The 25,125-nt window shown below is 68.9% G+C and carries 24 protein-coding genes and 1 pseudogene; 12 read left to right on the top strand and 13 right to left on the bottom strand.

Annotated features, from left to right (window positions below; genetic code table 11):
• Positions 1–81 precede the first annotated feature (81 nt).
• Positions 82–492: a hypothetical protein gene (locus tag V7702_RS07875; RefSeq protein WP_335649563.1), complete on the top strand. Its 411-nt coding sequence runs from the start codon at positions 82–84 to the stop codon at positions 490–492.
• Here V7702_RS07875 and V7702_RS07870 read toward each other — a convergent pair.
• Both V7702_RS07870 and V7702_RS07865 read right to left on the bottom strand, forming a co-directional pair.
• Positions 476–859 carry a nuclear transport factor 2 family protein gene (locus tag V7702_RS07870; protein WP_335649562.1) on the bottom strand — a complete coding sequence of 128 codons (384 nt, stop codon included), beginning with the start codon at positions 857–859 and terminating at the stop codon, positions 476–478. The genes V7702_RS07875 and V7702_RS07870 overlap by 17 nt on opposite strands.
• Positions 856–1,842, bottom strand: a complete 987-nt coding sequence (locus tag V7702_RS07865; protein WP_335649561.1) for an NADPH:quinone reductase — start codon at positions 1,840–1,842, stop codon at positions 856–858. Before V7702_RS07865 ends, V7702_RS07870 begins: the two co-directional genes overlap by 4 nt.
• A 141-nt stretch (positions 1,843–1,983) precedes the next feature.
• On the opposite strand from V7702_RS07865, the gene V7702_RS07860 reads away from it, so the two are divergent.
• The 5 genes from V7702_RS07860 to V7702_RS07840 all read left to right on the top strand — a co-directional run bounded on the left by V7702_RS07860 (position 1,984) and on the right by V7702_RS07840 (position 7,180).
• Positions 1,984–3,087 carry an NADH:flavin oxidoreductase gene (locus V7702_RS07860; RefSeq protein ID WP_335649560.1) on the top strand — a complete coding sequence of 368 codons (1,104 nt, stop codon included), beginning with the start codon at positions 1,984–1,986 and terminating at the stop codon, positions 3,085–3,087.
• Entirely contained in the window at positions 3,084–4,235 is a 1,152-nt protein-coding gene (locus V7702_RS07855; protein ID WP_335649559.1) for a saccharopine dehydrogenase family protein, read from the top strand. The genes V7702_RS07860 and V7702_RS07855 overlap by 4 nt, the downstream gene beginning before the upstream one ends.
• A 115-nt stretch (positions 4,236–4,350) precedes the next feature.
• Complete coding sequence (locus V7702_RS07850; protein WP_335649558.1) at positions 4,351–4,950, top strand: TetR/AcrR family transcriptional regulator; 600 nt, start codon at positions 4,351–4,353, stop codon at positions 4,948–4,950.
• A gap of 68 nt (positions 4,951–5,018) precedes the next feature.
• A complete protein-coding gene (locus V7702_RS07845; RefSeq protein ID WP_335649557.1) occupies positions 5,019–6,170 on the top strand; it encodes an epoxide hydrolase family protein in 1,152 nt (383 codons plus the stop codon).
• Entirely contained in the window at positions 6,167–7,180 is a 1,014-nt protein-coding gene (locus V7702_RS07840) for a threonine aldolase family protein (RefSeq protein ID WP_335649556.1), read from the top strand. The genes V7702_RS07845 and V7702_RS07840 overlap by 4 nt, the downstream gene beginning before the upstream one ends.
• On the opposite strand, the gene V7702_RS07835 is transcribed toward V7702_RS07840, so the two are convergent.
• From V7702_RS07835 to V7702_RS07810, 6 genes are all read right to left on the bottom strand, one after another.
• Positions 7,177–8,859 carry an alpha/beta fold hydrolase gene (locus tag V7702_RS07835; protein WP_335649555.1) on the bottom strand — a complete coding sequence of 561 codons (1,683 nt, stop codon included), beginning with the start codon at positions 8,857–8,859 and terminating at the stop codon, positions 7,177–7,179. The genes V7702_RS07840 and V7702_RS07835 overlap by 4 nt on opposite strands.
• Positions 8,860–8,952: 93 nt before the next feature.
• Positions 8,953–9,948, bottom strand: coding sequence for an NAD(P)H-dependent flavin oxidoreductase (locus tag V7702_RS07830; protein ID WP_335649554.1), 996 nt, complete (start codon positions 9,946–9,948; stop codon positions 8,953–8,955).
• Positions 9,949–10,063: 115 nt separating this feature from the next.
• Positions 10,064–11,023: an acetyl-CoA carboxylase carboxyltransferase subunit alpha gene (locus V7702_RS07825; RefSeq protein ID WP_335649553.1), complete on the bottom strand. Its 960-nt coding sequence runs from the start codon at positions 11,021–11,023 to the stop codon at positions 10,064–10,066.
• A 119-nt stretch (positions 11,024–11,142) separates the two neighbouring features.
• Positions 11,143–12,189 (bottom strand): mechanosensitive ion channel family protein, encoded by a 1,047-nt coding sequence (locus tag V7702_RS07820; protein ID WP_335649552.1) that lies wholly within the window; start codon positions 12,187–12,189, stop codon positions 11,143–11,145.
• The gene (locus tag V7702_RS07815) at positions 12,190–13,110 is read right to left on the bottom strand and encodes a site-specific tyrosine recombinase XerD (protein ID WP_335649551.1); all 921 of its coding nucleotides are present in this window, start codon (positions 13,108–13,110) and stop codon (positions 12,190–12,192) included.
• Complete coding sequence (locus V7702_RS07810; protein WP_335649550.1) at positions 13,107–14,450, bottom strand: hypothetical protein; 1,344 nt, start codon at positions 14,448–14,450, stop codon at positions 13,107–13,109. The genes V7702_RS07815 and V7702_RS07810 overlap by 4 nt, the downstream gene beginning before the upstream one ends.
• 86 nt (positions 14,451–14,536) lie before the next feature.
• Here V7702_RS07810 and V7702_RS07805 point away from each other — a divergent pair, with 86 nt between their 5' ends.
• Positions 14,537–16,012, top strand: a complete 1,476-nt coding sequence (locus V7702_RS07805; RefSeq protein WP_335649571.1) for a coniferyl aldehyde dehydrogenase — start codon at positions 14,537–14,539, stop codon at positions 16,010–16,012.
• 3 nt (positions 16,013–16,015) lie between these two features.
• Here the strand turns inward: V7702_RS07805 and V7702_RS07800 are convergent, their stop codons facing one another.
• Positions 16,016–17,035, bottom strand: coding sequence for a sensor histidine kinase (locus V7702_RS07800; protein ID WP_335649549.1), 1,020 nt, complete (start codon positions 17,033–17,035; stop codon positions 16,016–16,018).
• Between the two features lie 126 nt (positions 17,036–17,161).
• Here V7702_RS07800 and V7702_RS07795 point away from each other — a divergent pair, with 126 nt between their 5' ends.
• The 4 genes from V7702_RS07795 (at position 17,162) to V7702_RS07780 (ending at position 20,690) form a co-directional block, all read left to right on the top strand.
• Complete coding sequence (locus tag V7702_RS07795) at positions 17,162–17,710, top strand: shikimate kinase (RefSeq protein ID WP_335649548.1); 549 nt, start codon at positions 17,162–17,164, stop codon at positions 17,708–17,710.
• A complete protein-coding gene (gene aroB / locus V7702_RS07790; RefSeq protein WP_335649547.1) occupies positions 17,707–18,834 on the top strand; it encodes a 3-dehydroquinate synthase in 1,128 nt (375 codons plus the stop codon). The genes V7702_RS07795 and aroB overlap by 4 nt, the downstream gene beginning before the upstream one ends.
• Complete coding sequence (locus V7702_RS07785) at positions 18,831–20,120, top strand: HlyC/CorC family transporter (RefSeq protein ID WP_335649546.1); 1,290 nt, start codon at positions 18,831–18,833, stop codon at positions 20,118–20,120. Before aroB ends, V7702_RS07785 begins: the two co-directional genes overlap by 4 nt.
• A 195-nt stretch (positions 20,121–20,315) precedes the next feature.
• Positions 20,316–20,690, top strand: coding sequence for a response regulator (locus tag V7702_RS07780; RefSeq protein ID WP_335649545.1), 375 nt, complete (start codon positions 20,316–20,318; stop codon positions 20,688–20,690).
• A gap of 18 nt (positions 20,691–20,708) precedes the next feature.
• Here the strand turns inward: V7702_RS07780 and V7702_RS07775 are convergent, their stop codons facing one another.
• From V7702_RS07775 to V7702_RS07760, 4 genes are all read right to left on the bottom strand, one after another.
• Entirely contained in the window at positions 20,709–22,958 is a 2,250-nt protein-coding gene (locus tag V7702_RS07775; protein WP_335649544.1) for a xanthine dehydrogenase family protein molybdopterin-binding subunit, read from the bottom strand.
• Positions 22,955–23,908, bottom strand: coding sequence for an FAD binding domain-containing protein (locus tag V7702_RS07770; protein WP_335649543.1), 954 nt, complete (start codon positions 23,906–23,908; stop codon positions 22,955–22,957). The genes V7702_RS07775 and V7702_RS07770 overlap by 4 nt, the downstream gene beginning before the upstream one ends.
• Positions 23,905–24,408 carry a 2Fe-2S iron-sulfur cluster-binding protein gene (locus V7702_RS07765; RefSeq protein WP_335649542.1) on the bottom strand — a complete coding sequence of 168 codons (504 nt, stop codon included), beginning with the start codon at positions 24,406–24,408 and terminating at the stop codon, positions 23,905–23,907. Before V7702_RS07765 ends, V7702_RS07770 begins: the two co-directional genes overlap by 4 nt.
• Before the next feature lie 70 nt (positions 24,409–24,478).
• On the bottom strand, positions 24,479–24,751 hold the full coding sequence (locus V7702_RS07760) for a BolA family protein (protein WP_335649541.1): 273 nt from the start codon (positions 24,749–24,751) through the stop codon (positions 24,479–24,481).
• Between the two features lie 53 nt (positions 24,752–24,804).
• On the opposite strand from V7702_RS07760, the pseudogene V7702_RS07755 reads away from it, so the two are divergent.
• A pseudogene (locus tag V7702_RS07755) lies at positions 24,805–25,125 on the top strand (J domain-containing protein); the annotation flags it as partial.

The raw sequence follows: 25,125 nt of genomic DNA, 5'->3' as shown, positions 1-25,125 counted from the left end.
ATATTATTACATCTTGTGATTGGCGGCGGCCTTGGCTCCGCCTAAGGTGTTCGCACAGCCTGCGCGCCTTGGGGGGACACCATGCTTGAACTCGACTTCTGGACGCGGCGGATGCGCCTGCTGGGTCTGATCGCGGTAGCGATCAGCATCCTGACCTGGACGGCCGAACTCACCGGCATGGTCTATGTCTGTCCCTATTGCCGGACGCAGCGGACGGTGATCGGCCTGCTCGGCCTGCTGATGCTGACGCCCAATCCCGGCTTCTGGATCGCCCGCTATCTGGGCTCGATCCTGGCGGTGTTCGGCCTGGTGGTGGGATCGACCCAGCACTTCAATGGCTGGCGCAAGGTGATGAAGGGCGAGTTCGTCCTCTCGCCCAAGGTCTATGACGACGCCTTCCTGCTGTCGGGCGCGGCCATCTTCATTATCGTCGCCCAGATCCTGCTGCTTTATGCCTATCGCAAGCCGGAGTCCGTCACCCCCGCAGCGTGACGAAGGTCTCGCTCTCGATCAGCCACTGACCGCGGACCTTGGTCCAGGCGGCCAGGTACCAGCCGGCGATGTGTTCGCCCTGGCTGCGGGAGACCGCCACCCAGGCGCCCCGCTCGGCGGCGCGTTCGCCGTCGGCGTCCAGCTCCACCGCCTCAGGCGTGCGGACGAAGGCGGCGAAGTCGGGATCGGCGAACTGGGCGGCGAAGGCGGCGCCCACCGCCTCCACCCCGCTGATCAGCGATCCGTCGCCGACGATCACATTCACCCCGGGGATGAAGAAGGGCCTCAGCCGCGCCGCCTCCTTGGCCGCGATCAGCTTGTTGGTCAGCCGTCGGCGGGCGAGGATCGCGTCCTTGGGCGTGGTCACGGCTCGACCACCACCGTGCCCACCTTGGTCCCGGCCTCCACCGCCTCATGGGCTGCGGCGCAAGCCTCCAGCGGATAGGTCCCGGCCACCGACAGGATGGCCTGGCCGGTGCCGATCCAGGCGGTGATGTCGGCCTGGGCGCGGCGCCTGGCCTCATGCGGGCTGACCGGCAGATAGACCCCGTGGATCGACAGGTTCAGCCCCATCAGCACGCCGGCCGGAATGGTCGGCTCGCGGCTCCCCTTGGTAGCGTAGTAGGCCACCGAGCCGTTCAGGCTGACGCTGGCCAGGGTGGCCGCAGCGTTGCCGCCGAAGTCCACCTCGACCACGTGATGCACGCCTTGGCCGTCAGTCAGGTCCCGCACCCGGGCGGCCACGTCCTCGCGGCGATAGTCGATGGTGTGGTCGGCGCCCCCGGCCCGGGCCCGCTCGGCCTTTTCGGCGTTGGAGACCGTCGAGATCACCCTGGCGCCGGCCCACTTGGCCAGCTGAACCGCATAGTGGCCCACGGCGCCGGCCCCGCCGGTCACCAGGACGGTGCGCCCCTGGATCGGGCCGGCCAGGAACAGGGCCCGGTGCGCCGTCATGCAGGGAATGCCCAGGGTCGCCCCTTGCGCGAAGGACACCTCGTCAGGCAGGGCGCGGACCAGGTCCACGTCCAGCTCGATGTATTCCGCCGCCGCCCCGAAGGCTCGCCCATTGCGCTGGCCGTTATAGAACCAGACGCGACGCCCGACCCAGGCCGGCGAGACCCCCGGCCCCACCGCCTCGACCACGCCGGCGCCATCGCTGTGGGGGATGATCTTCGGATAGGCCATGGGTGCCCCGGACGCCCCGCCGCGCATGCCCACATCGGAGGGATTGACGCCCGAGGCCTTCACCGCGATCAGCACCTGGCCCTGGCCGGCCTGGGGCTTGGGCTGATCGCCCAGTTGCAGCACCTCTCGGGCGGGACCAGTCCTGTCGTACCAGACGGCGCGCATGTGACCTCCTGAACTTGCTGTCGGCCCCTGGATGGCCCGCTGTGGCGAGGGATACAAGCCGGGCCTTCCGCAACGGCGCCCCTTCGTCGAGAGGGCGGCCTCGTCTATGAACGGGGTTCACCTGACGCCGGAGACGAGATCATGGCCCAGCCCGACCTGTTTGCGCCCCTCAGCTTCCCGCACGGACCTGCGATGAAGAACCGCTTCATGCTGGCGCCGCTGACCAACACCCAGAGCCATGCCGACGGGACCCTGTCGGACGAGGAGTTCCACTGGCTGACGATGCGGGCCAAGGGCGGATTTGGCCTGACCATGACCTGCGCCTCCCACGTCCAGAAGATCGGCCAGGGTTTTCCCGGCCAGCTCGGCGTCTTCTCCGATGACCATCTTCCGGGCCTGACTCGCCTGGCGGCCGCAATCAAGGCGGCAGGCAGCGTGGCGGTCCTGCAACTGCACCACGCCGGCAACCGCTCGCCGGGGGAGCTGATCGGCGAGGCGCCGGTCTGCCCCTCCGACGATCCCGAGACCGGCGCGCGGGCGCTGAGCGAGGCCGAGGTTGCAGACCTGATCGAGGCCTTCATCGCCGGCGCCGAGCGCGCCCAGAAGGCGGGCTTCGATGGGGTCGAGGTCCACGGCGCCCACGGCTACATCCTCTGCCAGTTCCTGTCGCCGGACCTCAACCATCGCACCGACGCCTATGGCGGCTCGCCCGAGAACCGCGCCCGGATCGTCGTCGAGATCGTCGAGGGTATCCGCGCCCGCTGCGGCGAGGACTTCCTGCTGGGCCTGCGCCTGTCGCCGGAGCGCTTCGGCCTGAAGCTGGCCGAGATCCGTGACCTGGCCGCCCAGATGCTGGTCCATCCGGCCCTGGACTTCCTCGACATGTCGCTGTGGGACGTGCGTAAGGAGCCCACAGAGGCCGAGTTCAAGGGCGCCAGCCTGATGTCCTACTTCGCCAAGCTGCCTCGCAAGGAGGTGCGCCTGGGCGTGGCCGGCAAGATCATGACCGCGGCCCAGGCCCGCGACGCCCTGGCGGCCGGCGCCGATTATGTGCTGATCGGCCGGGCCGCCGTTCTGCACCACGACTATCCGCGGAAGGTCCAGGCCGATGCGGACTTCCAGCCGGTCGCCCTGCCCGTCAGCCGCGCCCACTTGGCGGCCGAGGGCCTGAGCCCAGCCTTCATCACCTATATGAACAACTGGCCGGGCTTCGTGGCCCAGGACCAGACGGAGGACGCCCTGTGAGACAAGACGCCGAGTTCGACATCATCGTCTATGGCGCCACCGGCTTCACCGGCCGGCTGGTGGCTGAACACCTGGCCAAGCGCTACGGCGTCGGGGCTGAGGTCAAATGGGCCATGGCCGGGCGCAGCGCCGACAAGCTGGCTGCTGTCCGCGACGAGATCGGCGCGCCGCCCGAAACGCCGCTGGTGACCGCCGACGCCGACGACAAGGCTTCGCTGAAGGCCATGGTCGAGCGGACCAAGGCCGTGATCACCACGGTGGGTCCCTATCAGCTCTACGGAAACGACCTGGTCGCCGCCTGCGCCCTGGCCGGGACCGACTATCTCGATCTCTGCGGCGAGCCGGTGTGGATGCGCCACATGATCGACGCCCACGAGGCGAAGGCGAAAGAGACCGGCGCGCGGATCGTCTTCTCCTGCGGCTTCGACTCCATCCCCTTCGAGCTCGGCGTCTTCTATCTGGCCCAGGAGGCCAAGGCGAAGTTCGGCCACGCCCTGCCCCGGGTGAAGGGGCGCGTGCGCAAGATGAAGGGCGGCTTCTCCGGCGGCACCGCCGCCAGCCTCAAGGCGACCATGGCGGCGCTGTCCAAGGACCCCAGCCTGCTGGCCCTGATGATCGATCCCTTCGCCTTGACGCCGGGCTTCAAGGGGCCCGAGCAGCCCCGAGGCGACAAGGTGGAGGAAGATGCCGATTTGGGGGCCACGGTCGGCCCCTTCGTCATGGCCGCCATCAACACCCGCAATGTCCACCGCTCGAACCTGCTGACCGGCCACGCCTATGGCGAGGACCTGGTCTATGACGAGATGGTGGTGGTCGATCCCAACGCCCCGCCGGCCCCGGCGCTCGGCGCCGAGGGCGGCCCGAAGCCCGGGGAAGGCCCGAGCAAGGAAGAGCGGGAGACCGGCTTCTTCGACGTCCTGTTCATCGGACTCGGCGACGGCGGCGAGCAGATGCGCGTGGCGGTCACCGGCGACAAGGATCCCGGCTATGGCTGCACCTCCAAGATGATCGGGGAGGCGGCCATCTGCCTGATCAACGAGGCCCTGGACACGCCGGGCGGCGTCTGGACGCCAGGCGCGGCCATGGGAATGAAGCTGGTGGAGCGCCTGCGCGCCAATGCGGGCATGACCTTCGAGGTGGAGGCCTAAAGGACGGCCATCTCCGGCGCGGCGGCGGGCCGCAGGCGATCCTGGTTGATTTTACGACGTAAATGTAACAGTGAGGGAGTCGCACCCCTGCTGATCAACCCGTCCTGCGAGCCCGATGCCCCGCATCCTTTCCGAGTCCGACGTCGCCGATTTCCGTGACCGGCTGTGTGAGGTGGCCGAGCAACTGTTCGCCGAAAAGGGTCCGGAAGCCGTGACCATGCGCCAGCTGGCCTCGGCGCTGGGGGTCAGCCCCATGACCCCCTATCGTTATTTCAAGGACAAGGACGACATCCTGGCCGCCGTGCGTACGGCCGGCTTCGACCGGTTCGCCGAGGCGCTGGAGGCGGCCTACGCCCAGCCGGGCGACGCCCGGGCCAAGGGGGCGGCGGTGGGCGAGGCCTATGTCACCTTCGCCTTCGAACATCCCCAGACCTACAAGCTGATGTTCGACATGTATCAGCCCAATGAGGTCGACTATCCGGACCTGGCCCGCGCAGCCGGCCGGGCGCGCCAGACCATGAGCCAGTATGTGCGCAGCCTGGTGGAGACCGGCCATCTGGCCGGCGACCCGGTGCGGATCGGCGAGATGTTCTGGGCCTCGACCCATGGCTGCATCGTGCTGGAAATGGTGGGCAAGCTGCCGCCGGGCGGGGCCCGCAAGCTGATCGCCGAGGTGATCCCCGCCATATCGCGCGGTCTGCGCCCCACCGGCTGATCGGCCTTGACGCGCCCTGGGTCAAGCCGGGCACCCTCGCCTCACAAGAAGCCATGAGGGAGCGCGCCGTGAGCCAGGTGAAACCGTTCGAGGTCCGTTGGGGCGAGACCCGGGTCGCGGCCGTGCTGGACAAGGTGAGCCGATATGAGTGGCCGCCGATCCCTGAGGTTGCTGACGGCTGGGCCTATGGCTGCGACGGGGCCTGGCTGAAGGGCCTCTGCGATCACTGGACGGACGCCTATGACTGGCGCGGCGCGGTGGCCAAGCTCAACCGCTTCCCGCAGTTCACCGCCCGGGTCGAGGACTTCGACCTGCACTTCGTCCATGTGGTGGGCGAGGCTGGCGGCAAGCGGCCGCTGCTGATGTCCCATGGCTGGCCCGGCTCGCATTACGAGTTCTGGGGGGTGATCGAGAAGCTGGCCTTCCCTTCCCGCTTCGGCGGCGACCCGGCCGACGCCTTCGACCTCGTCATTCCCTCCCTGCCCGGCTTCGGCTTCTCGTCCAAGCCGTCACGGCCCATGGGCCAGCGGAGCACGGCGCGGCTGTTCAACACCCTGATGACCGACGTGCTCGGCTATTCGACCTATCTGGCGCAGGGCGGCGACTGGGGCTCGATGATCACCTCGTGGCTGGGGCTCGATCACGCCGCCCATGTGCGAAGCATCCACTTGAACATGATGGCCTTCCGCGCGCCGGGCGGCCCGCAGACGCCGGAAGAGACCGCCTGGATGACCCGCCAGGCCGGCATGATGGATGTGATGGGCGCCTATTTCCGGCTGCAGGCGTCGAAGCCCCAGTCCCTGGCCTGGCTGGGCGCCTCGAACCCGGTGGGCCAGGCCGCCTGGATCGTCGAGCGGTTCCACGACTGGTCGGACCTGCGGACCAAGAGCTTTGAGGCGGTCTATTCCAAGGACCAGCTGCTGACCAACATCATGCTCTATGTGATGACCGACAGCTTCGCGACCGGCGCCTGGTACTATCGCGGCATGCTGGAAGAGGGCGGCGTCGCCCTGCAGCCTGGCCAGCGGTGCGAGACGCCGACCGCCTTCGCCAACTTCCCAGGCGAAGCCCTCTACCCCGCCCCGCCCCGATCCTTCGCCGACCGCGGCTACAACATCGTCCGCTGGACCGACATGCCGAGCGGCGGCCATTTCGCCGCCATGGAGGAGCCCGATCTCTTCGTGGACGATGTGAGGGCCTGGGGTAGAACGGCGGGATGAGCCCCCGCTACGACTTCGCCTCCGACAACACCGCCCCGGCCGCGCCCGAGGCTATGGCCGCCCTGAACGCCGCCAATTCCGGCTTCGCCGCGAGCTATGGGGCGGACGCCAACACCGCCCGGGCGGCCGATCTGATCCGGGAGATGCTGGACGCCGACGCAGAGGTCCGCTTCGTCACCTCGGGCACGGCGGCCAATTCCATCTGCCTGGCGGCCCTGGCCCGGCCCTTCGAAGGCGTCCTGGCCCATCGCGACTCCCATGTGGCCACTGACGAGACCGGCGCACCTGGCTTCTTCGGCCACGGCCTGGCGATCCAGGGGCTGGAGGGTCAGTCAGGACGCATCGATCCCCGGGCTCTGGCGGCCGCCCTCGCCCGCCCCGAAAGCGCCCACGCTCAGCCGTCTGCGGCGCTCTCCCTGACCAACGCCACCGAATACGGCACGGTCTATTCCACTGAAGCCCTGCTGGCGCTGACCACGCCGGTCCGCGAGCGGGGCTATGGCGTTCATCTGGACGGGGCGCGGCTGGCCAACGCCGCGGCCGCCGGCTTCGACCTCAAGGCCATCGCGGGCCTCGGCGTCGACCTGCTGGTGATCGGCGGGACCAAGGCGGGCATGACGCCGGCCGAGGCCATCGTCATCTTCCGCAAGGACCTCGTCCCCCGCTTCGACGCGCGCCTGAAGCAGTCGGGCCAGCTGCCGTCCAAGGGCCGCTTCTACGCTGCGCCATTCATTGGAATGCTGGAGAGCGGCGCCTTCGTGAGCCGCGCCGCCCACGCCAACGCCATGGCCCGCCGCCTGGCCGAGCTCATGCGCCTGCCCCTGCGCCATCCAGTGGAGGCCAACGCAGTCTTCGTGGAGATGGACGAGGCGACCCTGAAGCGCCTGCAGGCCAGCGGCTGGTTCGTCTACCGCTTCATCGACGGCTCGGTGCGCTTCATGTGCTCGTGGGCCACGACGCCTGAGGCCATCGAAGCGTTGATCGCGGCGCTCAAGGACGTCTTGCCCTAATCGACCTCGTCGGCGGCCAGCCAGGCCAGGATGTCGGGCCAGTGCTTGTGGGCCAGATAGTGGCCGACTCCTGGAACCACGCGCACCTCGGCGCAGGGACGACCCAGCCAGGCCAGCAGTTGCTCGGGCGAGCCGCCGGGGTCGTCGGCGCCGTACCAGACGCTGATCGGCGCGCTCAGGGCCGGCAGATCCAGGCGAGGCGTGTTGGCGCAGAGCGCCAGTTCGCGGGCCGCGCCCTTGGAGCCGCGACTTAGGCCCTCGCTCATATAGTCGTGGATGTAGGTGATTACGTCGGGATGGCTGCGCAGATAGGCGCCGTCGCCGGGCGCCGAGGCGGCGGTGCGCGCCATGGTCTCCACCTGGCGGCGCGAGAGCCTGCGGCGCAGCAGGGCGTAGAGCGGCCCCACCGCCCAGGCCGAGCGCGCCAGGCGCCGACGCAGCAGGATGATGGGATGACGCAGGTCCCGCTCGGTTTCGGGCTCCGCGCCGGTGGGGCGGCCGGACGCCAGCAGAAGACGCTCGGCCCGCGGGCCCAGGGCGTCTGCATAGGCCAGAGCAAACGCCACGCCGTTCATGAACGCCGCCACCCGCACCTGCTCCAGGCCCAGGGCGTTTGTCAGATCGACGAGATCATCGGCGACGGCGGCGAAGCTGAGCTCCGGCCGGGGATCGGAACGGCCGGTGCCGGGGCGCTCGGCGCAGACGATGTGGAGGCCCAGGTCGCGGGCGAGCTGATCGGTGCCTCGGGGGAGCAGGCTCGAGCCCAGGCCCTGGTGGACCATCATGCAGGCCTGGCCGGCCGGGGCCCCATAGATCCGGTAGGCCAGGGCGCGGCCGTCGGGCAGGCGATGGGTCAGGACGGGCGGCGCAGAGGCCCGGGCGCCGGCCTCGGTGGCCGCAACGGTGGCCGGCGCGGCCGACTGCAGGGACGACGACAGGGCGCTGAGCTGGGCGAGCGCCCGGACCAGATCACTCTGGCGGTTGAGGCCCATCTTCTCGAACACCGCCCGCAGCTGGTTGCGCACGGTATTGAGGGAGACGTTCAGGTCCTCGGCCGCTTCCTTCAGGGTCAGGCCGTCCTTGAGCCGCGCCGCCAGTCGGGTCTCGGCCGGGGTCAGGCCGAAGCTCTCGCGGATGGTGCGCCAGAGATGGTCGGTAGCCTCCACCGCCGGGAAGATCAGGGCCGCCGAGGCGCGGTCGGCGCCGGGAATGTCGATGATCATCTCGGCCGGCGTGGCCGACAGCGGCGCCATATAGGCGAAGTGCGGGTCGTCATCCTCGGCCTGGACGAACTTGACGATCACCTGGTTGGCGCGGGAGTCGGCCAGCCTGTCCCGGGCGTGAGCCAGGGCTTCATGATTGGACGGGTTGAAGAAGCGCAGGCCCCGACTCTCGACCACCCCCAGACGATCGCGGAACACCGCCTCGCCCGCGCCGTTCCAGCCGACCACGCCGCCGGTCGGCGACAGCAGGATCACGCCGAGGTCCGGCTTGCCGCCTGCCTGGACGTCTTCCAGGCCGCGGAGATTGGCCAGGGCCGCGTCAGCCTCGGGCCCGGTCCCGGGCGCCGCGCCCACGGCGGCGATGATCTCTTCCCATCGCTCCGGCCGCGCGGCGACGGCGTAGATGGTCTCGATCAGCTGAGCGGCGTCAGCTTTCGGCGCGATGGAAGGGGACAAGGGCGATCATACTGTGGCTTGGGGCCGTCCAGATTACACGGGTCGGCATGCCGGCCAAGCTGATGATCGCCCTCAGGCCTTTGTCGGGCGACTTCAGACCGGCGCCAGGACCCGGTGGCCCATCATCCGCGAGAGCCGCGCCTCGATGATCTCTTCCGCCTCGGCCACGATCCGGCTGACCAGCTCCTGGCAGGTGGGAATGTCGTGGATCAGGCCCTGGATCATGCCGGCCGACCAGATGCCGTGCTCGGGATCGCCGGTCTCGTAGACCACCCGGCCGCGAGTGCCGGCCACCAGTTCGCGGACGTCTTCGAACTTGGCGCCGGAGCGCTCCAGCTCCACCACCTGACGGCTGATGTCGTTGCGCGCCACGCGGCTGGTGTTGTGCATGGTGCGGAAGATGAGGTCGGTGGCCCGCTCGTCGTTCTCGACGATCTGGCGCTTCACATTCTCATGGATCGGGCTTTCGACGGTGCACATGAAGCGGGTGCCCATGTTGATGCCCTCGGCGCCCAGGGCCAGGGCGGCCGCCAGGCCGCGCCCGTCGCCGAAGCCGCCAGATGCGATCATCGGGATCTTCACCTTGTCGGCCGCGGCCGGGATCAGGATCAGGCCCGGGATGTCGTCCTCGCCGGGGTGGCCGGCGCACTCGAAGCCGTCGATGGAGATGGCGTCCACGCCCATCCGCTCAGCCGACAGGGCGTGGCGGACGGCGGTGCACTTATGGATCACCAGGATGCCGTGCTTCTTGAATTCCTCGACGTGCTCGGCGGGCTTGTTGCCGGCGGTCTCGACGATCTTGATGCCGGAATCGATGATCGCCTGACGATACTCGGCATAGGGCGGCGGGTTGATGGCCGGCAGGATGGTCAGGTTCACGCCGAAGGGCTTGTCGGTCATCGACCGGCAGCGCTCGATCTCCTTGGTCAGGTCCTGGGGCGTCGGCTGGGTGAGCGCCGTGATGAAACCCAGGCCGCCAGCATTGGCCACGGCGGCCACCAGTTCGGCGCGGCCGACCCACTGCATGCCGCCCTGCACGACCGGATGCTCGACGCCGAACATCTCGGTGAAACGGGTCTTCAAGGCCATGACGTTCTCCCAAACAATTGTTTGAGACACTCAAGCCGCTGAACGCCGTTCAGACAAGCCGTGCCGTAAAAGGTCTTCGCGACCGGCCTACGGAAGGGCGTCCCCAGCCCGCCCGTCAGAGACCAGAGCGGCCGATGGCGTAGAACCGCTCGGACCTGGCCGCCCGCAGCGCGTCGGGGGACAGGCCCTCCAGAGCATCGAGCTCTTCCTCAAGTACGTCGCCCAGGGTCTGCAGCATGGCCGCAGGGTCGGAGTGAGCTCCGCCGGGGGGCTCGGGCACGATGCGATCGACGATCTTGCGCTTCAGCAGGTCGTGGGCGGTGATCTTCATCGCCTTGGCCGCTTCTTCGGCGGTGCGCGAGCCGCGCCAGAGGATGGAGTTGGCCCCCTCCGGCGAGATCACCGAATAGACGGCGTGCTCCAGGATCAGCACCCGGTTGCCGGCGGCGATGGCGATCGCTCCGCCAGACATGCCTTCGCCGGTGATGAGGCACACCATGGGCACGCTGAGGGTCAGGCAACGCTGGGTGGATCGCGCGATCGCCTCGGCCACGCCGCGCTCTTCACTGCCGACCCCGGGATAGGCGCCGGCCGAGTCGATGATGCTGATGACCGGCATGTTGAAGTTCTCGGCCATGTCCATCAGCCGGATGGCCTTGCGATAGCCCTCAGGCCGCGCAGAGCCGAAATTGTGCTTCACCCGGCTGGCGGTGTCGTGACCCTTTTCATGGCCCATGACCACCACCGGTCGGCCACGGAACCGGCCGACGCCGCCCAGCAGCGCCTGGTCGTCGGCGTACTTGCGGTCGCCCCGCAGCTCGACGAAATCCTCGATCAGCCCTTCGGCATAGTTGACGAAGTGCGGCCGCTCGGGGTGACGGGCCACCTGCATCTTCTGCCAGGGATCGAGATTGGCGTAGGCCTTGACGCGAAACTCCGACGCCCGGGCCCGCAGGGCGGCGATCTCGGCGTCCATGGCGCCGCCTTCCGCCGTCTCGGAGAGGCGCTGGAGTTCCTCGATCTTGGCTTCGAGCTCGGCGATGGGGCGCTCAAACTCGAGATAATGGGCTGCCATCGAGGTGTCTTGTCCTTGGCTGTGCGCGAAGCGCGGGAAGTTAGGCGGGAACCCGCACCGTCACAAGGGCGCCCTCGCCCTACGGGAATGGCCGGCCCTGGCGCGTGTTCCGTTTCCCCTCAGGGTCGGCCGCCGATATCCGGAGGGGCCACGGCTGGCGGCGCCTGGGGATCAGGCTCGGGTTCGGGCTCTGGCGCCGGCCGCACCACGTCCTCAGCCGCATCGTTGACGGAGGGCGCAGCCGGCTGGGGGACCACCGGCGCGGCCGGCGATTTGAGGCCCAGAGTCTCCAGGGCGCCATCGCCCTCGTGGCCAAACAGGCTGCGAATCCGCAGATCGGTCTGTGGGAACGGGATTTCGATATTGGCCCCCCGCAGGGCGTCGTCGATCGCCCAGGTATAGGCCGCCAGCATGGCGTTGGGCCGCTTTGCTGCGTTCAGGTCCGGCCAGACGAGCAGTTCGAAGTTCAGCGCCGAGTCCCCGAAGCCCACCAGCCAGACCTGCGACTTGTGATCTTCGCTCTCAGGCAGGGTGAACGGCAGCGCCCGGGCGGCGGCTAGAACAGCTTCCCGCACCTTCTCCTTGTCGGCGCCATAGGCCACGCCGAACGGAATGTGGATCCGCCGGGTCGCCCCGTGCAGGGTCCAGTTCACCAAGATCCCCTCGATCAGCTGCGAGTTGGGGACGATGATGTCGATATTGTCGTTGTTGCGGATACGGGTGGCCCGCGGCCCGATCTCCTGGACCTGACCGCGCTGACCGCTTTCCAGCTCCACATAGTCGCCGATATTGACCACCCGGTCGAAGATCAGCACCAGGCCGGAAACGAACTCCTTCACCACCCCCTGCAGACCAAGGCCCACGCCCACGCCGACGGCGCCGGCGAAGATCGCCAGGGATGAAAAGTCGAGGCCGACGGTGGAGAGTCCCGCCACCAGACCGATGATGACCACCCCGTAGGTGACCAGCTTCTCGACGATATAGAGGGCCGCGCCACCGTATCTCGCCCGGGCGCGGACCCGCCGCAGCCCCGCGGCGGCGGCCCAGGCCACCACGAAGGCGATGATCATGACGACCGCGCCGGCCACGATGCCGCCCAGAGTCACGGGGGTCCGGCCGATGGTGAAGAGGATGAACTCTTCGAGGCCTTGGAGGTCGTCCTGCATTCAGCGCTTACGCCCCAGTGGATGTTTGGTTTCCACCACCTCGCGCAGATGATCGCTGGCGAGGTGGGTGTAGATCTGCGTGGTGGCGATATCGGCATGTCCCAGCAGGGTCTGGACCACCCGCAGGTCCGCCCCGCCCTCCAGCAGGTGAGTGGCGAAGGCGTGGCGCAGGACGTGGGGGCTGACCCGCTCAGGATCGACCCCGGCGTCCCGGGCCGCTTCGTCCAGCAGCTGCGCCAGTCGCCGGGGCGTCAGCCGGCCGCCTTTGCCCCGTGACGGAAACAGCCAGGGATTGGCGGCGTCACCCTTGGGCAGGAAGATCTTGCGAACCTCCAGATAGGCCTTCACCGCCGTACGCGCGGCGTCGTTCAAGGGGGCGAGGCGTTCCTTGCCGCCCTTGCCCTTGACGATCAGATAGGCCGGGTCGCGGGCCAGCACCGCCAGGGGCAGGGCCGTCAGCTCTGAAACCCGCAGGCCCGAGGCGTAGAGCAGCTCCACCATGCAGGCCAGGCGCAGGCCCTGGGCGCCGTCCTTGGCCGCCGCGGCCGCGATCAAGGCGTCGACCTCGGCCCGGCTGAGCACCCTGGGCAGGGGCCGGCCCTTGCGGGGCGCGTCCACCCGGCGGGAGGGGTCGTCGGTCCGCCAGCCCTCCCCCAGGACGAAGCGATAGAACTGGCGCACGCTGGCCCGGCGCCGGGCAGCCGTCGCCGGCGCCAGACCCCGGGCGCCAAGCTCGGCGAAATAGGCTTCGATGTCTTCGGCCGCCGCATCGTCCAGGCTGGTCCCCTGCCCCGCCAGGAAGCCCTGGGCGTCGAGCAGATCCTTGCCATAGGCCGTCAGGGTGTTGCGCGCCGCGGCGCGCTCCACGGCCATCATCTCCAGAAAGGCCTCCACCCAGCCCTCGGCGGTTTGCGCGCTCATCGCAGGGCCAGCAGGCCTTCCACCGCATAGGCCCGCGCATGGTCGGCAAGACCGGCGGCGCTCAGGGCGGCGATGATGCGGGCGCGATCAGCCGGCGCAGGTCCGGTCGGGCCGGCCTCGGCGCTGGTCCACAGGGCCAGCAGGGCTGTTTCGCCGGCCAGGGCGCTGCGTGCCGCCTGCTCCATGGCGAAGGTCCGGGCCGGCGGGGCCTTGGGCGCCGCAATCGGGAAGGCTGCGAACTCGCCCCGCGCCTGGGGGCTGAATGGCGTGCCCAGGGCGCTCAGCAGCAGGGCGGCGTCCTGAGCGCGACGACGATCACGGGTCTCACCAATCCCGCCGCGCTCCACCAGCCGGTCCAGGGTCGGCCGATCCTCGCGTCCCGACGCCGCGGCGATCAGGGCGTCCAGCAGGGCGAGGTCGAGAACCTCGGCCTGGGGGATTTCGTCTTGGATGAGGGTCGCGCGCACATTCTGAGCCAGGGCGAGGTCCCCCTGGGCCAGGACGGCGACGGCGGCGGCCACAGGCCCCTCGGTGGCGATCACCGGCCAGCGGGCGGCCGGCTGCGGCGCCTCGCCCGCCAGGGCTGCGGCGATCGGAGCGGCGGGCTCGGCCTGCGACAGATCGAGGCCCAGATTGCGCGACAGGGCGTAGTCCAGGCTGTTGCGCAAGGACGGGGCGCCAGGGTCACCGGAGCCGGCCAGGCGGGCGCCCAGCAGACTGCCGAACACCGCGTCGCGTTCGACATTCTGGGCCAGGTCCAAGGTGAGTTGGGCGGCCGGCTCGCCGGCCAGGGCCTGGCAATAGGCCCGTAGCCGCAGCCAGTAGACCTGGTCGCGATCCACGCTGAGGGCCTGGGCGATCTCGCAGGCGGCGGTATCGTCGCCCGCCAGCAGGGCCGCATCAGCGGCCGCCCGCGCCAGCCCTTCGTGGCGATCGACGCCGGCTGTGCGCCTCAGAATGCTGCGGGCGGCGGGAATCTCGCCCAGCACGATCAGGGCGCGGGCGCGGGCTGCGGCGAGATCCGGATCATCGCCGGCACCCTGAGGGGCGCGGGCGCCCGTAGCCAGAACGGCCCGGGCCAGGGCCGAGGTCGCCAGACTGAGCGGTCGCTCGGCCAGCAGCGCGATCACCGTCCGGGCGGTCGCCGCCGAGGCGTCCCGCCAGAGGTCGGGACCAAGTCCTGTGTCGCGGCCGGCGGCCGAAAACAGATCCGGAGCCTGCAGGGTCGTCGCTGTCACCTGGTTCGACACCTCGGCGGGCGTCTGGGCCAGGGACGAACACGGCAGGACCAAGGCGCAGGTGGTCAGGGCGGCGAGAATCCGGATGCGGGCGATTTGCATGGGGACCACCTTAGGGCAGCCTGAGCGGCCGTCATGGCCCTTTACGCAGAATTTCGGATGACGGCCCTGGCGTAAACCGGGGTTCACTGAGGCGGAATCCACCAGGAGAGCCGCCGATGACCGCGTCCGCCGAACCGACCCGTGAGGACATGCAGCGCGTCCTCGCTCGCCAGAAGGCCGCCCAACTGGCCGAAGGCCCGCCCTCGGTCGAGCTCCGCGCCGCCCGGCTGGATCGCTGCATCGACCTGCTGATCGATCATGCCGAAGCCATCGCCGAGGCGATCAATGATGACTTCGGGTCTCGTTCCAAGGCGGTCACCGGCCTGACGGACATCGCCGCCTCCATCGGGCCGCTGAAGCACGCCAAGGCCAATCTGCGAAAGTGGATGGCGCCGGAGAAGCGCAAGACCACCCCGGCCATCCTGGGCCTGTTCGGCGCCAAGGCGCAGTTGCAGTTCCAGCCCAAGGGCGTGGTGGGCGTGATCAGCCCCTGGAACTTCCCGGTCAACCTGACCTTCGGTCCGCTGGCGGGCATTCTGGCGGCGGGCAACCGGGCGATGATCAAGCCCTCGGAGTTCACGCCGAAAACCTCCGAGTTGATGAAAACCATGTTCGCCAAGGCCTTCAGCGAGGACGAGATCGCCGTCTTCACCGGCGGGCCGGAGGTGGGCCGGGCCTTTTCGGGCCTAGCCTTCGACCACCTGATCTATACCGGCGGCACGGCGGTGGCCCGGCACGTGATGCGGGCGGCGGCCGACAATCTGGTGCCGCTGACCCTGGAGCTTGGCGGCAAGAGCCCGGTGATCCTGTCGGAAAGCGCCGATGTGGGCCTGGCGGCGGCCCGGATCATGGCCGGCAAGACGCTGAACGCCGGCCAGATCTGCCTGGCGCCCGACTATGTCCTGACGCCGGAGACCAAGATCGGCGAGTTCATCGAAGAGGCGCGGCAGTCCGTGACCCGCATGTTCCCGACCCTGCGGGACAATCCCGACTACACCGCCATCATCGCCCAGGACCACTATGAGCGGATCACCGGCTATATCGACGACGCCCGGGCCAAGGGCGCCCAGGTGGTCGAGCTGAACCCGGCCGGCGAGGACTTCAGCCAGCAGCCCTACCGCAAGATCCCGCCGACCCTGATTCTCAACCCCACCGAGGACATGGCGGTGATGCAGGAGGAGATCTTCGGCCCGGTCCTGCCGGTGAAGACCTATCGCGGGACCCAGGAGGCGATCGACTATGTGAACGGCCACGAGCGGCCCCTGGCCCTCTACTGGTTTGGAACCGACGAGGCCGAGAAGGATCGGGTGCTGACCCAGACCACGTCGGGCGGCGCCACGGTCAACGACGTGATCTTCCATGTGGCCCAGGAGGAGCTGCCCTTCGGCGGGATCGGCCCGTCGGGCATGGGCTCCTATCATGGTCACGACGGCTTCAAGGAATTCAGCCACCGCAAGTCGGTCTATAGCCAGCTGAAGAAGGACATCGGCCCCCTGCAACGGATGCGCCCGCCGTACGGCCCAGCCATCGCCGGCTATCTTAAGGGCGCCATCAAGCACTGACCGCTAGGAGGCGTGGCCGCGATGCGCCGCGCCGAGGTCCAGGATCGAAAAGCTTTCCTCGGTCGCCAGGGGGACGTGGATGACGCACCGCACGCCCTCCGGCGGAAACTCGATCTGCGTGAGGCCATCGCCCTCCCGGCCGAAACTGCGGGCGATCAGGCGCATGCCGAAGCCGTCGTGGCCAGGAGGCGGCGCGATAGGCATCGGACCGCCACACTCGGCCCATAACAGCGTCATCCGCCGGAGGCCCATGCCGTCATGGGCGAGATTCCAACTCAGGTTTACCCGGCCCCCCGCCACCGACAGGGCGCCGTGCTTGAGGGCGTTGGTCGTGAGTTCGTGCAGCACCAGGGATAGCGGCACCGCCTGTTGCGGGCTGAGCAGCACCCGCGGGCCGTCAACCTCGAACCGATCCTCTCCGTCCTGGAGGTGGGGCGCCAGCGCTCGCTCCACAATGGTGTGCAGGTCGGCCCCGGCCCAATTGTCGTTGACCAGGACGTTATGGGCCTCGGCCAGGGCGATCAGGCGATCGGTCAGCACGCGGCGGGTGCTCAGGGCGACGCCCTGGGCCCGCAGGGTCTGCTCGACGATCGACTGAACAGTGACCAGGGTGTTCTTGATCCGGTGGTTGAGTTCATTGAGCAGCAGGATCCGCTGGTCTTCCGCCAGCTTGGCGGCGGTTTCGTCCCGCAGAACCTTGATCAGTTCGGGCCGATCGCCCAGGCGCATGGTCACCCCATTGGCCCAGAAGCGACTCCCGTCCTTGCGGCGATGCCAGCGGGTGTCCTCGGCGCGACCCTGGCTCAGGGCCAGGCGGAGTTCGGCCTGCGGCGTCCCGGCGGCCACATCGGACTCCAGGAACAACTCCTCGAAGCTGCGCCCCACGACCTCGTCCGCCGGAAAGCCGAAGACGTGCTCGGCGCCCGGTGACCAGGCGATGATCAACCCCTCCGGCGTCAGGGTAAGAACGGCATAGTCGCGGGCGTTCTTGAGGATCAGATAGGCCAGGTCGGGATCGATCACAGCGTTCCGCCAGTTCATTGAGTTGAGGACAGCAACGCTCAAAGGCGGGAAAGGTGTCGGCTTCACCGCCCCACCCTCGCTGCCGGTTGGCGTGGAGCGAACGGCTCGTGTAAAGCCTTGCCTTTCATGGATCGCTACGCCCCCCTCCGCACCCGCACCATCGCCCTCGTCGGCCTGATGGGAGTCGGCAAGTCCAGCGTGGGCCGCCGGCTCGCCAACGCCCTTGAGCTGCCCTTCCGGGACGCCGACGCCGAGGTCGAGGCCGCAGCCGGCCGCTCGATCAAGGAAATCTTCGCCGAACTGGGCGAGGCGGCCTTCCGAGACGGGGAGCGCCGGGTGATCCAGCGCCTGCTGGAAGAACCGCCCCACGTGCTGGCCACCGGCGGCGGCGCCTTCATGAACGAAGACACCCGCGCCCTGCTGAAGTCCCAGGCCCTGGTGGTCTGGCTGAAGGCCGACCTCGAACTGCTGGCCCGCCGCGTGGGGCGCAAGGATACTCGTCCCTTGCTGCAGGACGCCGACCCCCTGACCGTGCTCCGAAGTCAGGCCGAGATCCGCTATCCCATTTACGCGCAGGCCCATGTGACCGTGGAGACCGGCGACACGGCTCACCACGTCACGGTGGGCCAGGTGATCGATGGGCTGACCCGCCATCTGGAGGGCGACAAGGCATGAGCGCAGCGGTGAATGTCGGTCTGGGGGACCGCGCCTATGAGGTCATGATCGGCCCCGGCCTGATCGCCGGAGCCGGCGCCCACATGGCGCCGCTTCTCAAGCGTGGCCGGGTGGCGGTGATCAGTGACGAGACGGTGTGGGGCTTGCATGGCGCCCGGCTGACGGCGGCCCTCGCCCAGGCCGGCGTCGCCGTGAGCCCGATCGTGGTTCCGCCGGGGGAAGGCTCCAAGAGCTTCGACATGCTGGCCAAGGTCAGCGATGACCTGCTGGCCCTGGAGCTCGACCGCGGCGACCTGATCGTGGCTTTCGGCGGCGGCGTCGTGGGCGATCTCGCCGGTTTCGCCGCGGCCATCTACAAGCGCGGCATCGATTTCGTTCAGATCCCCACCACCCTGCTGGCCCAGGTGGACTCCTCGGTGGGCGGCAAGACGGCCATCGACACCCCCCGGGGCAAGAATCTGATCGGCGCTTTCCACCAGCCCAGGCTGGTGCTGGCCGACCTGGACGTGCTGGCCACCCTGCCCGCCCGTGAGATGGGCGCGGGCTATGCCGAGATCATCAAGTACGGCCTGCTGGGCGACTTCGCCTTCTTCGAGTGGCTGGAGACCGCCGGCCCCAAGGTGATCGACCGCGACCCCGCGGCCCTGGAGCGGGCCGTGCGCCGCTCGGTGGAGATGAAGGCCGAGATCGTCGCCCAGGACGAACGCGAAGCCGGCCGCCGCGCCCTGCTCAACCTCGGCCATACCTTCGGCCACGCCCTGGAGTCCGAGACCGGCTACGGGGACGCCCTCCTGCACGGCGAGGCGGTGGGTGTCGGCATGGCCATGGCCTTCCGGTTCTCGGCGCGGCAGGGCCTGTGCGCCGGCCAGGACGCCGAGCGGGCCCAGGCGGCGATCGCCGCGGTGGGCCTGCCGGTGCGGCTGGACCAGCTGGCCGGCCATCCATTCGACGCCCCCCGCCTGTTGGCCCATATGGGCCAGGACAAGAAGGCCGAGGGTGGACGGCTGACATTCATCCTCGCCCGAGCCCTGGGCGAGGCCTTCGTGGCCCGCGACGTCGATCCCGCGGCCATCCATGACTTCCTGGTTTCGGAGGGCGCCGGTTCAGCCGGCGCGGCGGCATGATCACGGCGATCCTTGTCGGCCTGGCGCCGGCTATCTTCATCCTGTTGTTCTTCTCGGCGGTGATCTCGGCCACCGAGACTTCAATGACGGCGGCCAGCCGCAGCCGGATGCACCGGCTGGAGCGTGACGGAGACAAGGCCGCCGCCCGGGTCAACCGGCTGATCGGCAACCAGGAGAAGATGATCGGGGCGATCCTCCTCTCCAACAACGCCATCAATATCGGCGCCTCGGCCCTGGCCACCACCGTGCTGACCGCCGCCATCCCCGGGGCGACGGGGCCGCTGATCGCCACCGTGGTGATGACCGCCCTGGTGGTCATCTTCGCCGAGATCCTGCCCAAGACCCTGGCCATCGCTCAGCCCGACCGGGCTGCGCGGCTGCTGTCGATTCCAGCCACCTGGGTGGTGAAGATCTTCGGCCCGCTGGCCAATGGCGCCCAGTGGGTGGTGCGCCTGACGCTTCGGCCGTTCGGCATCCGCCTGGACATGGCCACCGACGTCCTGGCCGCCCACGAGGAGATTCGCGGCGCGGTGGACTATCACCACTCCGAGGGCCTGGTGGAGAACCGCGACCGCCTGATGCTGGGCGGGGTGCTGGACCTGGCGGACATGGATGTGGGCCAGGTGATGGTGCACCGGAAGTCGATCTCCATGATCGACATCAGCATGCCTGTGCGCGAGTTCGTCGCCGCCGTCCTGGGCAGCGCCCACACGCGCATGCCGGTCTATCGGGACGAGCCGGAGAACATTGTCGGCATCCTGCACGCCAAGGACCTGCTGAGGGCCATGGCCGAGACCGATGGCCGGATCGAGAGCCTGGACGTGGCCAGTTTCCTGCGCGAGCCCTGGTTCATTCCCGACACCACCAACCTCAAGGACCAGCTCAACGCCTTCCTCAAGCGCCACACCCACTTCGCCCTGGTGGTGGATGAATATGGCGGTCTGAAGGGCCTGATCACCCTGGAGGACATCCTCGAGGAGATCGTCGGCGAGATCGAGGACGAATACGATGTCGCCGTCCCCGGCGTACGTCCGCAGCCGGACGGCTCAGTCAATGTGGATGGCTCGGTGCCGATCCGTGACCTGAACCGCGCCATGGACTGGGAGTTGCCTGACGAAGACGCCGTTACCGTGGCCGGCCTGGTGATTCACGAGGCGCAGACCATCCCGCGCGTGGGCCAGACCTTCATCTTCCACCGGCATCGCTTCCAGATCGTCCGGCGCGAGCGCAACCAGATCACCGCCCTGCGGGTCTCGCCGCCGATCGAAGCGCCGGTCGAAGACTAGGCGCGAAGCGGGGAACCCAGGCGTGGCTGTAGCGTTTTCTGCAGCCGACGGGAGGGGAGGCCGGAGCATGAATGTCGCCATAGTCTCGGCGCAAGCGGGCAAGACCCGTGCGGCTCCCTCGCCTCGCGCCCTTTGCATTTCTCCGAGCTATGCTGCAACACTCGTCGCCCTCGCCGGCGCCCTGGAGCCTCTTCTATGACCGATCTCGCCAAGCTCGCCGGCCTTCGGGTTCTCGTCGTCGAAGACGAGATGATGGTCTCGATGCTGATCGAGGACATGCTCAGCGATCTCGGCTGCCAGGTGATAGGCCCAGCCTCTCGGCTGGAGGAAGCCATCGCCCTGGTAGGATCGAGCGAGCTGGACTGCGCCGTGCTCGACGTGAACCTGGGGGGCCAGCCGATCTTTCCCCTGGCGGACATCCTGCGGGAAAAGGGCGCGCCCTTCGCCTTCGCCACCGGCTATGGCGACGCGGGCCTCCGCGACGTGGACAAGGGGACGCCGGTCCTGCAAAAGCCCTTCCGCGAGAGCGACCTCGCCCGCATCCTGGGCGAGCTTCACGCCCGGGTGTGAGCCGAACGCCCCGCCGCTTCAGGGCAGGGCCGCCAGGACCTTTTCCGGCGTCAGGGGATATTCCCGGATCCGTGCGCCACAGGCGTTGTAAACGGCGTTGGCGATCGCCGCGCCGGCCCCCGCGATGCCCAGTTCGCCGACGCCCTTGATCCCCATGGGATTGGCCTTGTCGTCCACCTCGTCGAGGAACATGGCCGAGAGATCGGCGATGTCGGCATGGGCCGGCACGTGATAGCCGGCCAAGTCCTGGGCGATGAAGGAGCCGTAGCGGGGATCGACCTCGTTGTATTCGTGCAGGGCGGTGCCGACGCCCCAGATCATGCCGCCGGTGATCTGGCTCATGGCGGTCTTGGCGTTGAGGATGCGGCCGGCGGCGAACACCCCGAACATGCGGCGCAGGCGCACCTCCCCAGTGTCGGGGTCCACCCCCACCTCGGCGAAATGGGCGCCATAGGTGTGCTGGGAATAGTCGCGGGCGTCAGCGGCCGGCGTGATCGAACCTTCCACATAGACTCCGTCCGGCGCGGCGCGGGCCACCAGGCGGTCGAGGGGCTCGGCGCGGTTGTCCACCGCGATATTGCCGCCGCCGAAGGTGACGAGCTCGGGATCATCGCCATAGAGGGGCGAGTTGGGATCGCCGATGGCGAGCTCCGCCAGGGCCTTGCGCAGGTTCATGCCGGCGGCGAAGGCCGCAGACCCGGCCGTGGCCGCCCCGAACTGACCGCCCGAGCCCGGCGCCGGCGGGAAGTCTGAATCCCCCAGTTCCACCTTCACCTGGGCCAGCGGTACGCCAAGCGTCTCGGCGGTGATCTGGGCCAGGATCGTGTAGGTGCCGGTGCCGATATCGGTCATGCCCTGGCGCAGGGTGATGGTTCCGTCGGCGTCGATCCGCACGCCGGCCTTGGCCGGCAGCAGGAAGTTGCCGCGGATGGCGGCGGCCATGCCCAGCCCCACCAGCCAGCGGCCGTCGCGGACCAGGCCGGGCTTCGGGTTGCGTCGGTCCCAACCGAACCGCTGCGCGCCCTCGGCCATGCAGCGAACGAGCTGGCGGGTGCTGAACGGCTTGCCGGTCTCGGGGTCGGTCTCGGGTTCGTTGCGCAGCCGCAGTTCGATGGGGTCCAGGCCGAGTTGTTCGGCCAGTTCGTCCATGGCGCATTCCAGGCTGAGCATGCCCGAGGCCTCGCCCGGCGCCCGCATGGGACCCGCCGCAGGGATGTCGAGCTTGACCAGGCGGTGGCCGGTCAGCCGGTTAGGCGCCGCATAGAGGCTGCGGGCGAAATTGGCCGCATGCTCCGTGAACGGCGTCTCCCGGCGGCAGTGCGTCACCGCCTCGAGGGCGAAGGCGTCGAGACGGCCGTCGGCCTGGGCGCCCAGGCGGACCCGCATGTGCACGGCCGGGCGATGGATGGTCGCCTGGAACATCTGCTGGCGGGTATAGGCGACCTTGACCGGTTGGCCCAGTTCGCGGGCCGCCAGCGCCGCTAGGGTCAGGTCGTCATAGGCCTGGCCCTTGCCGCCGAAGCCGCCGCCGATATAGCGGGTCACCAGGCGGACCTGGGTCGAGGGGATCATCAGGGTTTCGGCCAGGGTGTGCTGGCCGCCCTTCACCATCTGGATCGAGGTGTGGACCGTAACATGATCGCCCTCCCACCAGGCGGTGGTGGCGCAGGGCTCCATCTGGGCGTGGTTCTGCAGCGGGCTGACATAGGTCTCGTCCAGGCGCACGGGGGCGCCGGCGAAGGCGGCCTCGAAGTCGCCGACCCTTACGTCCTCCTCGCCTTCCGGCTGGTCGGCCTTGGCGAGGTTGTCCTCGAAGATCAGGTCGGCCGGGGCTTCCTCGTAGGTGAACCGCACCAGGGCCGCGGCGGCCTTGGCGTTCTCCAGGGTGTCGGCGACCACGAAACCCACATGCTGGCCAAAATGCTCGATCCGGGCGGCCAGGGCCGGATTGGCGCCCCGCTGGCTGCGGGGATTGAGCTTGGCGCCGCGCTCACCCTGGGCCGGCACATTGTACGGGGTCCAGACCAGCCGCACGCCCGGCGCGGCCTGCGCCTGCGAGATGTCTGTGGTGGTGACCACGCCCTTGGCCACCGGCGAGGCGATCAGCACGCCATAGGCCGGGGGCGACGGCGCCTCGACCTCATAGGCGAAAGGCGCTGACCCCGTGACCTTGAGCCGGCCTTCGTAGCGATCGACGCCCTTGCCGATCAGGCCGCTGCGGTTCTCGCTGATGGGGGTCGGCGCCGCCCAATCCTTGACCGAACTCATTGGCCGTCTCCTGCGCCGGTGGTAGTGAGGCAGGCCGCGCCCAGGCGGGCCATCAGCTTCAACTTGAAGTCGTTGTGGCCATCGGGCCTTGCGCCCTGCAGTTCGGCGGCCATGGCCTCGGCCGGGCTCGCCCCCTGCTCCAGGGCCAGTTCGGCGGCCTCGGCCCTCCACGGCTTGTGGGCCACGGCGCCCAAGGCGACCTTGCCGCCGGCCACCGCCACACTGCCGATGGCGAAGGCGTAGGAGGCCCGCTCCCGGGCCTTGCGATAGATCTGGCCGCCCGGCGGGGGCGGCGGCAAAACCACGGCCGTGATCATCTCGGCCGAGCGAAGCTCGGTCTCGATGTGGGGCGTGTCGCCGGGCAGGCGGTGGAATCCGTCCATGGCCAGCACCCGGGCCTCGCCGGCGCCGGACTTCGTCTCCACCTTGGCGTCCAGGGCGGTCAGGGCCACGGCCATGTCCGAGGGATGGGTGGCGATGCACGCCTCGCTGGCCCCGAAGATGGCGGTGTTGGTGGAGATGCCGCCGATCGCGGCGCAGCCGGCGCCCGGCGCGCGTTTATTGCAGGGCTTGGTGGTGTCGTAGAAGTAGGGACAACGGGTTCGCTGCAGCAGGTTGCCGGCCGTGGTCGCCTTGTTGCGCAACTGGCCCGAGGCGCCCGACAGGATGGCCTGGGCGAGCGCCGGATAGCGCGCGCGAACGCGGGGGTCGGCCGCCACCTGGCTGTTGGTGGTCATCGCGCCCAGGCGGAGGCCGCCCTCGGGCGTGTCCTCGATCTCGGCCAGGGGCAGGCGGCTGACATCGACCAGGTGGGTCGGCTGCTCGATCTGCAGCTTCATCAGGTCGACCAGATTGGTGCCGCCGGCCAGGAAGCGGGCCCCGGGAATCTCGGCTACCAAGGCGAGCGCCGTCGCCACGTCGCCGGGCCGCTCATAGGTGAAGGGCTTCATGCCAGGCCTCCGGCGGCGCGGATGGCCGCCAGGATCTGCGGATAGGCCGAACAGCGACAGAGATTACCGCTCATGCGCTCGCGGATCTCTTCGTCGGTCAGGACAGTGTCGGCGGTGAGGTCCTTGGTCACCAGGCTCGCCCAGCCGTCGCCCGCCTCCTTCAGCATGCCGACGGTCGAGCAGATCTGGCCCGGTGTGCAATAGCCGCACTGGAAGGCGTCGTGCTCCAGGAAGGCCTGCTGCACCGGGTGCAGCGCCTCGTCCTGGGCCAGGCCTTCGATGGTGGTGATCTCGTCGCCCTCATGGGTGACGGCCAGCGACAGGCAGGCGTTGATTCGCCGGCCATTGACCAGGACCGTACAGGCGCCGCACTGGCCGTGGTCGCACCCCTTCTTGGAGCCCTTGAGGTCGAGTCGTTCGCGCAGGGCGTCGAGCAGGGTCGTGCGCGGATCAAGGTCCAGGCTGGCGGCCTGGCCATTGACGGTGAAACTGGTCTTCAACGGGCGTCTCCCCAAACGCCGGGCGGAAAAAATGACGCCCGAACAGACTTCTATGTTTTTTTGACCGCGCTCAGCTCTCGCCGGGCGCCAGGGCCTTGAGCGACAAGGCGTGGACCGGGCCGGCCATCTCTGCAGAAAGGGCGCGGTAAATCATGCGCTGCCGAGCGACCTTGGGCGCTCCGGCGAAGGCCTCCGCCTCGATCAGGACGTTGAAATGGCTTTCTCCGCCGGGCCGGGCGCCGGCATGGCCCGCATGGCGCGAGGACTCATCCTCGATCTCCAGGCGGGTCGGCGAAAAGGCCTCGGTCAGTTTTTGTTGGATGGCATCGAATATGGCGCCCATTGCTCACATCTTCAATTCTTCAAAAGTGCGGGCCGTGGCCCCATACTTGGGGCATGCCCGGCGCGTTTCAATACAGGCCCAAGTTCGTCGATATCCGCGTCCGCCCCCCAAAGCCCGGGGAAGCGGAGCAGGCCGACGACGTTTTCGCTCTGAAGCCCGGTGAGCGCCGTTGCGATCACCCCGGCTGCTCCATGCCCGCAGCGGCCCGGGCGCCGAAGTCCCGGGACATGATGAATGAGCACTACTGGTTCTGCCAACCGCACGCGGCGGAATACAATCGCAACTGGAACTTCTTCGCCGGCATGAGCGAGGGCGAGATCAAGGCCCGCCAGGAGCAGGAGCAGACCACCGGCGGACGGCCGACCTGGGACTTC

Origin of the sequence: Phenylobacterium sp. (genome assembly GCF_036963605.1) — a bacterium.
Taxonomy (GTDB): domain Bacteria; phylum Pseudomonadota; class Alphaproteobacteria; order Caulobacterales; family Caulobacteraceae; genus Phenylobacterium.
Note: the sequence above shows the minus strand (reverse complement) of the source record. Positions and strands in the feature narration are given on the sequence as shown.